The organism is Massilia sp. P2_C2 (assembly GCF_056404615.1).
In genome coordinates this window covers 1-8,063 of record NZ_JBFUDR010000287.1, presented here as the reverse complement: position 1 = coordinate 8,063, position 8,063 = coordinate 1, and the positions used below count along the sequence as shown (strand labels likewise).

Genomic DNA, 8,063 nt, shown 5'->3' with positions numbered 1-8,063 from the left:
GTGGTGATGAGGCGTTCCAGGTCCGCCTCGCAGCGCACGTACGGCGTGTGGCCCGGCATCATCGACGGGCTGTGGTAAGTGAGCGAAAAGATCTGGCAGCCGTCGGCCAGCAGGGCGTCCGTCAGGCGGCGCATCTCGGCGCCGCTCGCCACTTCGGGACTCAGGCGCACGCGCTCGAGCGCGTGCAGGCGCGCCAGCACGCCGCCCAGGCGGACGCACCGGCCCCAGCGGGTCTGGACGGCGTCGTACAGGTGCGGCCCGAAACGGCGCAGCCAGCCGCAGTATCCTGTCGTCACGGGCAGTTCGAGCAGCTCGCGCTGTCCCGCCTCGAACCAGTACGGATGTTCGTCGAACGCGCGGAAATCCGGCCCGCCATCGGCCGTGAAGGCGCTGTACGGGACGACGCTCGCATCGATGTCGTAGCCTAGGGCGGCGATCGAGTCGGCCGTGTGCGGGCCGAGGCCGTAGCGGCCCGCCTTGAACGCGAGCGGCCGCCGGCCGAACGAATCGGCGATGGTTTCGGTGAGCAGGCGCAGCTTGTCGAACTCGAGCTGGCGCGGCAGGTTGCCGCCATAGGAATTGAAGTCCGACAGCACTTCCTCATACGGCGGCGAGACCCAGGGATGCAGGTGCGCGCCGATCTCGCAGCGCCCCGCGTCCAGCAACCGGCGCAGCGTGGCGACGGCCGCCGGCGTCGTGGCCACGGGCCAGTCGACCATGTAGGTGGGCACGATGCCGAACGCATCGAACACGCGCGCATGCATCAGCGGCTGGCTGGCGATCGACGACGTCCCGATCGCGTTGCGGTTGAACGGCTGATCCCAGGCGAACTCACCCTCGGTGTCGACGATCACGAGCAGGACCGGACGCTGTCCGGGTGCCAGTTGCGCCGGCACGTGCTGAGCTTTTTTCAACATTACGCTTGAATCATGCAGCCGTATCGATGGCACTGTGCGCGCACGGTCGAACACGCTCGACATGAGGCTGCTGCGCACGGGTGTTGCCGTTAAAAGTATTGCAATCCTAGCACAAGGCGTTTGTCATTCGGAAATCAATCGTGCGACATTGTGGTGAATTATTTCTCACTGGAAGGTTGCGGCAATCCGACAAAAACCGCGTACCGACACGCCCGCACGCTAGCGCTGCACTGCAACATGCCAAATAAATGGATGAGCTATAATTTTGTGCTAAATATGGCAACTTCGTGTTTGATTGAGTACTGGAGTACGTGTGACAACTGTGGAAAAGCCGGGCGTCGTGTTTACCATGCGCTATCCCGACGATACGGGCTACGTGTGGAATTTCACGGCCGCCGTGCGCGACCGGGCGAGTAGCGACCTGCGCGAACGGGCGAACGTGTACATGGCCTTCCCCAGGCTGACCGGCAATCCCAGCTATCAACCAAAGAATTTGCAGCCCGTACAGCTGGATTGCTACGACAACTCACCGGCCGGCCGGGCGGCGATCGAACAATTCGTGCGCACCCACAACGTCAAAGTGATGGTGTTCATGAGCGCGTTGTCGAATACCGTGTGCCTGGACCTGTTGCGCCGCCTGGGTGTACACACGATCAACACCGAAAACGACAGTTTCGATCCGCGCCAACGCGACAACGCCATCAAGAAGGCGGCGAAACACATCGTGCGGCGTGTATTGCGCATGCAACAGCACGATCTGCACCTGGCCAATTCCGTCGCCCAGGAGCACTTCCTGCTGAATTATCAGAAGCTGCCGCGCGACAAGGTCATCCTGATGCGCAATTCGGTCGATGCCGTCAAATTCCACCCCGGCGACCGGACCAGCGCGCGCGCGCAGCTGGGGCTGGACCAGGACCGGTTCTGGATCCTGGCCGTGTCGCAGGCGCGTCCGGAAAAGCGCGTCGACCGCCTGCTGCGCGTGGTGCGCGACGTCATCGATGCGCGGCCAGGCAAGCGCATCGGCTTCATCTACGTGGGCGATGGGCCGCCGGCCGTGGAGTGGAAGCGGCTGGCGGCGGAACTCGGCCTGGACGACGTATGCGTGTTCGCCGGCCGCCAGAACGACCTGGTGCCGTACTACCGCGCCGCCGACCTGCTCGTGCACGCGGCCGAGCGCGAAAGTTTCGGCAATGCGATCGTCGAGGCCATGGCCTGCGGCATCCCCGTCGTCGCCAGCGCGTCACTGGGACCGAAGGAGATTATCCTCGACGGCAAGACCGGCGCCGTGATCGGCCTGGACGATTTTGCCGCGTTCACGCAGGCCGTCCTGCGCTATGTTGACGATGCGGAAATGACAAAAATGCATGGTAACAACGCGCGTGCGCACGTCGATACCGCATATAATGTTGTGCGTCAAAGCAAGGAGTTCGCCGCACACATCGCGCGGTTCCTGTGATGGCCCGGCAAACGCCGTCACCGTTGTGCTTTGAATTTGATCAGCAGAAAAGGGAGTCCTGAGGAATGTCTTTAGTCGAGAGGGTGGTCCATCGCATCAGGCGAGACTATTTCCGATGGCAGTACCAGAAAGTCGCACGCCGGATCCTGGACACCCGTCCCATCAAGCGCGGCGACCTGCCCTTCACGCTGCTGTCGATGGTGCACCAGCGCGACGTCCATTCCTATCTGGTCGCGGTCAAATCGTTTACTCACTTCCTGAATCCGTCCCGCATCGTCATCGTGTGCGATCCGTCGCTCGACGAGAACGACCGTGGCGTGCTGAAGCGGCATGTGCCGCACGTCGAACTGCGCGAGGCGCATGAATTCACCCATCCGGACATCCCGCGCGGCGGCACCTGGGAGCGGCTGTTCGCGATCTCCGGCTACGCGCTGGACAGCTATGTGATCCAGCTGGATGCCGACACGCTGACCATGCAGCCGATCCCGGAAGTGCTGCAGGCCATCCAGACCGGCGCCGGCTTCGTGCTGGGCGAGATTCCGGACACGCCGATCCGCCCGCTGGACCTGGTGCGCTCCTACGCGCTGCCGAAGGTGAAGCCGGGCGCGCACATCCAGACACTGTCGGAAGCGGAAATGGCCAACGTCGGCCTGCCGCAGGACGCGCGCTACGTGCGCGGCTGCTCCGGCTTCACGGGGTTCCCGCCGTCGGCGACGATGCGCGACAAGCTGCTCGACTTCTCGCGTCGCATGACGGGCAAGCTGGGCGAGGACTGGAAACGCTGGGGCACCGAACAGGTGACCTCGAACTACCTGGTGGYGAACGCGTTCGCCACGACATCGCTGCCGTTCCCGAAATACGGCACCCCCGACTGCGCCACGGCGGAGACGGCGTTCTTCCACTTCATCGGGCCGATGCGCTTCATCAACAACAAGTACAAGACGACGTCGCGCGAGGCCATCCACCTGATCTCCAGCGCGCCGGCCTGATCTTCGGCGCGCTGTTTTCCTCCCGGTTGCCCTGTCATGGCAGATTTGCGTCGTTCGCTGATCATCAACTTTTTCGCGACCTCGGGCACCAGGATCCTGCAATTCGTCGTCAGCATCCTGCTGGCCCGGATCCTGAGCCCGAGCGAGATCGGCATCTATTCGATGACGGTCGTGTTCGTCAACTTCGCTCAAGTATTCCGCGACTTCGGCGTCACCTATTACCTGCAGCGCGAACCCGACCTCGACGACGACAAGATCCGTTCGGCGACCGGGGTCGTGTTCACGACGTCCTGGGTCATCGCGGCTGCCCTGTACGCGGCCAGCGGCTGGCTCGGTATCTGGTTCAAGGAGCCGGGCATCGTGCCAGTAATGCGCGTGCTGGCGATCGGCTTCGTGTTCATCCCGTTCGGCACCGTCACCGGCGCCCTGCTGGCGCGTAACTACCAGGCGAAGAAGCAGGCCGTCGTGCACGTCGTGGGCACGGTGTGCTTCTGCGCCAGCACGCTGACCCTGGGCGAACTGGGCTTTGGCGCCATGGCCATGGCGTATGGCAACCTGATCAACATTCTTGCCTGCGGCATCGCCTACATACCCCTGCGCCCGAAAGGCATGCCGTGGATGCCGGGCTTCCGCCACTGGAAGAGCGTCGCCCATTTCGGCGTCGGTTCCCTCGTGACGAACTGCGCCACCACCTTGAACAATTCGATCCCCGACGTGCTGCTCGGCAAGCTGGGCTCGGCGCGCCACGTCGGCCTGCTGAGCCGCGCGAATTCGACCGTGTCGATCTTCAGCTACGTGGCCGGCTCGACGATGAACTACGGCGCCGTGCCCTACCTGGCCCAGACCTGGCACCGCGGCGAATCGCTGGCGCCGATTCTCGCGCGCTCGACCCTGCTGCTGACCGGCGTCGGCTGGACCGCGCTGGCGCTGACGGCCGTGCTCGGCCAGGACATCGTCATCGCCCTGTACGGCGCCAAATGGCTGGAATCCATCCCGGCCATCCTGCCGCTGGCGCTGGCGGCCGCGCTGACCCTCGCCTTCAACTACATCCCGATGGCCGTCACGGCGATCGGCCGGCCGTACCTGAGCGCGTTCCCCGTGGTCGTCACCCTGGCGACCCGCATCGTGTTCGGCGTGCTGCTGTACGACGGCAGCCTGAACGGATTCGCGTGGGCGCTGTTCCTCGCGACCGTCGCCAGCGCCCCCGTCACCGCCCTGCAGCAGAGCCGGTATTTCGGCTTCACCACGGCCATGCTGATGCGCGCGCTGCTGCCCAGCGCCCTCGTGGCGCTCGGCACCGCCGCCGTCGCCTGGGTGCTGGCGGCGCTGCTGCCGGCGGCGATCCCGGCGATGGCGCGGCTGCTCGTGATGGCCCTGCCGCTGGCCGTGACCTGGTATCTGCTGCTGCGTGCCACCCGCCACGAACTGGTGGGCGAAGTGCACCGCCTGGCCGCGCCGCTGAAAGCCCGCCTGGGCCTGCCGCGCCCGAATGTATAATCGACAATCGATGGAACGAGCATCATGACGAATCTCGACGCGAATCTCAATGAAGTGAAAGCGACTCTGATCGACGTTTTGAGCCTGGGCGACGCCGGCCAGCGCCTGCAGGCCGACTCGCCCCTGCTGGGCAGCCTGCCCGAGCTCGACTCGATGGCCGTCGTCAGCCTGATCGGCGCCCTCGAAGAACGTTTCGGCATCGCCGTCGACGATGACGACCTCAGCGCCAGCACGTTCGAAACCCTGGGCAGCCTGGCCGCTTTCGTGGCCGAGAAACGCGCCGAATGACGCCGGCCGGGGCTGAGGTGGACTCGGAACCGTTCTTCCTCGGCAGCGGCGCCGACCGGCGCTTCTGCCTGTTCCACCGGCCCGCCGGCCCGTGCCGCGGCGCCGTCCTGTACGTGCCGCCGTTCGCCGAAGAACTCAACCGCACCCGCCGCATGGCCGCCCTCGGCGCGCGCCGCCTGGCCGCGCACGGCTATGGCGTGCTGCAGATCGACCTGGCCGGCACGGGCGACAGCGCCGGCGACTTCGGCGACGCCCGCTGGGACCTGTGGAAGCGGGACCTGGACGCGGGCGCCGCCTGGCTGCGCGCGCGCATCGATGCGCCTCTCACGCTGTGGGGCATGCGCCTGGGCGCTTTGCTCGCTTTGGACTACGCGCGCACTGTTGTACAAACTGCGACGTTCCCACTTGCACCGCTGCTGCTGTGGCAACCGGTGGCCAGCGGTGCCACGTACCTGACCCAGTTCCTGCGCCTGCGCACGGCGAACGCGATGCTCGGCGACGACGCGGCCGCGCAGAACGGCACCAAGGCCTTGCGCGCGGCGCTGGAAACCGGCCAGACCCTGGAAATCGCCGGCTACGACCTCACCCCGGCACTGGCGCACGCCATCGACGCCCTGCCTGCTCCCGACGCGATGGTGCCGCCCGTCCCCGCGCACTGGTTCGAGGTGCTCGGCGCGCCCGGCCAGGCGCCGGGCGCGGCTGCCGGCCGCGTCAAGACGGCATGGGAAGCGCAAGGCACGCGGCTGCACGTGCACACGGTGACGGGACTGCCGTTCTGGGCCACGACGGCGGTGTCCACCTGCCCCGCACTGCTCGACGCGACCGCGGCCGTGCTGGAGGAGCGCAGCCATGCAGTTTGAAGAACGCGCGCTGGCATTCCGCTGCGGCGGCGACACGCTCGTCGGCATCGCCTCGGTGCCCGCCGAGCCGGGCACGCGCGGCGTACTGATCGTCGTCGGCGGACCGCAATACCGTGTCGGCAGCCACCGCCAGTTCGCCCTGCTGGCGCGCCACCTGGCCGCGCAGGGCATCGCCGCCATGCGCTTCGACGTGCGCGGCATGGGCGACAGCGGCGGCGACGAACGCGATTTCGAAGGCATCCAGGACGACATCCGCGCCGCGCTCGACGCCTTCGTGGCTGCCGTCCCCGGCATGCGCGATGTCGTGCTGTGGGGGCTGTGCGACGGCGCCTCGGCGGCCGCGCTGTATGCGCCGGGCGACGCGCGCGTGCGCGGCCTCGTGCTGCTGAACCCGTGGGTGCGCACGGACGACGGCGTCGCCCGCACCACGCTGAAACACCATTACCGCGACCGCCTGCGCGACCCCGCATTCTGGCGCAAGCTGGCGCGCGGACAATTCGACTACGTGGGCTCGGTCAAGTCCATGCTGGGGCTCGTGCGCGCCGCGTTCGGCGCCGGCAGTCGACAACAGGACGGCGCCACGGCGCCACTGCCCGAACGCATGCGCCAGAGCCTGCACGCGTTCGGCGGCCGCACGCTGCTCGTGATCGGCGGCGCCGACCTGACGGGACGCGAGTTCTGCGACGTGGCCGGATCGACGCCGGCCTGGAAGCGTCTGTCGAGCGCGCCGCACGTGGCCTGGCGCCGCCTCGAGGATGCCGACCACACGTTCTCGCGCCGCGCCTGGCGCGACCAGGTCGCCGCATGGACGGCCGAATGGGTCGTGTCGTGGTGACGCTCAGCGCGCCGTCAGGCAGTCGCTGAAACGGGCGAACGCCCCCATCACGGCCGGCGCGGCCGGCGCGGCGCGTCGCTGGCCGCACAGGTCGGGCGCGTCCGCCGGCCTGCCTTCCACATTGGCGTCTCCGCGCAGGGGTGCGCCGTCTCGCCACGAAAAATCGCCGGTTTCCGGCGCGCGGAACAGGCTGCGCACGGGATGGCTGCCGAGGTAGCTGCGCCACAACGGCGTCGCGCGATTCTCGCCCAGGTGCACAATGGCGCCGTCGCGGGCGCGGATYGGGCCGTCGACGAGGTTGCCGTCCACGATGGCGCTGCTGGTCGGATAGCGCACGTCGATGCCGGTGGTGTCGACGAGCGTGTTGTCGACCACGCGACTCGCGGCCGCGCCGTTCAGGTAGATGCCCGCATCCGAGCAGCCGATGACCAGGTTGGCGCGCAGGACGCTTCCCTCCTGCTCCGTGATGCAGCGGCCGTCGCGGCAGAATTCCCGGCCCGTGCCGCCGCCGCCCAGCGACAGGCCGATGCGCTGGCCCGGCAGGCCGCGCAGCGCCTGTTCGCACCACACGACGTTGCGCTCGAAGACGTTGTTGCGGCCGCCGCCCTTGGCGTAGGCGCCGTAGCTGACCTGGTTGCCGTCGCGCTTGACGAAGTCGCTGATCAGGTTCGCGCGCAGGGTCCAGCCGCTGGCGGTCACGATGTCGATGGGCGTCACCGGATTCGTCGTCTTGCGCGCGTGCGTGGCCGTCAGGGTCGTGTGCTCGATCAGGCCATCGTCCGGGTAGCGGTTGCCGACGCCGTTGATCTTGAAGTGCGCATTGAAATCGCGGATCGTGTTGTTGACGCTGGCGAAATGGTGGCCGGCGCCGACGACGTGGAAGGCATGCTCGCAATCGTCGTCGGCCGGGCAGACGCCGCGGATGTCGAGGTTCTCGAAGCGCCAGTACGGCGCGGCGACGACGAAGCCCTCGAGCGTCTCGAGTTCGATGTGGACGGTGCCCGGCCGCGCCGCACGCACGACGATGGGCGCGTCGGCCCGGCCCGCGCGCGGGATATCGATGCCCCGGCCCTGGAAACGGTACGTGCCGGGCGCCAGCGTGATGACGTCGCCCGGTGAGGCGGCGCGCAACGCCGCGCGCAGGTCGTCCGGCGTGGTGACCGTGGTACCGGCGGCGTCCTGTCCCGCCGGCTGCGCCTGCGCGCCCGCGCCGAGGGCCGG

8 protein-coding genes are annotated in these 8,063 nt (G+C 67.5%); 6 read left to right on the top strand and 2 right to left on the bottom strand.

Annotated elements, in window-relative coordinates; genetic code table 11:
* Nucleotides 1-917 (bottom strand): polysaccharide deacetylase family protein (locus tag AC1DYX_RS24755; RefSeq protein WP_477263811.1); only part of this gene is annotated, 917 nt, incomplete at its 3' end.
* A gap of 313 nt (nt 918-1,230) precedes the next feature.
* Here AC1DYX_RS24755 and AC1DYX_RS24750 point away from each other — a divergent pair.
* From AC1DYX_RS24750 to AC1DYX_RS24725, 6 genes are all read left to right on the top strand, one after another.
* On the top strand, nt 1,231-2,373 hold the full coding sequence (locus AC1DYX_RS24750; RefSeq protein ID WP_477263809.1) for a glycosyltransferase family 4 protein: 1,143 nt from the start codon (nt 1,231-1,233) through the stop codon (nt 2,371-2,373).
* A 65-nt stretch (nt 2,374-2,438) separates the two neighbouring features.
* Nucleotides 2,439-3,362: a hypothetical protein gene (locus AC1DYX_RS24745; RefSeq protein WP_477263807.1), complete on the top strand. Its 924-nt coding sequence runs from the start codon at nt 2,439-2,441 to the stop codon at nt 3,360-3,362.
* Nucleotides 3,363-3,398: 36 nt separating this feature from the next.
* Nucleotides 3,399-4,859, top strand: coding sequence for an oligosaccharide flippase family protein (locus AC1DYX_RS24740; protein WP_477263805.1), 1,461 nt, complete (start codon nt 3,399-3,401; stop codon nt 4,857-4,859).
* A gap of 24 nt (nt 4,860-4,883) precedes the next feature.
* Entirely contained in the window at nt 4,884-5,147 is a 264-nt protein-coding gene (locus tag AC1DYX_RS24735; RefSeq protein ID WP_477263804.1) for an acyl carrier protein, read from the top strand.
* A complete protein-coding gene (locus AC1DYX_RS24730) occupies nt 5,144-6,007 on the top strand; it encodes a hydrolase 2, exosortase A system-associated (protein ID WP_477263802.1) in 864 nt (287 codons plus the stop codon). Before AC1DYX_RS24735 ends, AC1DYX_RS24730 begins: the two co-directional genes overlap by 4 nt.
* Entirely contained in the window at nt 5,997-6,842 is an 846-nt protein-coding gene (locus tag AC1DYX_RS24725) for a hydrolase 1, exosortase A system-associated (RefSeq protein WP_477263800.1), read from the top strand. The genes AC1DYX_RS24730 and AC1DYX_RS24725 overlap by 11 nt, the downstream gene beginning before the upstream one ends.
* Nucleotides 6,843-6,845: 3 nt before the next feature.
* Here AC1DYX_RS24725 and AC1DYX_RS24720 read toward each other — a convergent pair.
* On the bottom strand, nt 6,846-8,063 hold a 1,218-nt coding region (locus AC1DYX_RS24720), incomplete at its 5' end, for a right-handed parallel beta-helix repeat-containing protein (RefSeq protein ID WP_477263798.1).

Excerpts from the sequence above, each read along its gene's own strand:
- AC1DYX_RS24725 (WP_477263800.1), top strand. The coding sequence starts at position 5,997 with ATGCAGTTTGAAGAACGCGCGCTGGCATTCCGCTGCGGCGGCGACACG.
- AC1DYX_RS24730 (WP_477263802.1), top strand. The coding sequence starts at position 5,144 with ATGACGCCGGCCGGGGCTGAGGTGGACTCGGAACCGTTCTTCCTCGGC.
- AC1DYX_RS24735 (WP_477263804.1), top strand. The coding sequence starts at position 4,884 with ATGACGAATCTCGACGCGAATCTCAATGAAGTGAAAGCGACTCTGATC.
- AC1DYX_RS24740 (WP_477263805.1), top strand. The coding sequence starts at position 3,399 with ATGGCAGATTTGCGTCGTTCGCTGATCATCAACTTTTTCGCGACCTCG.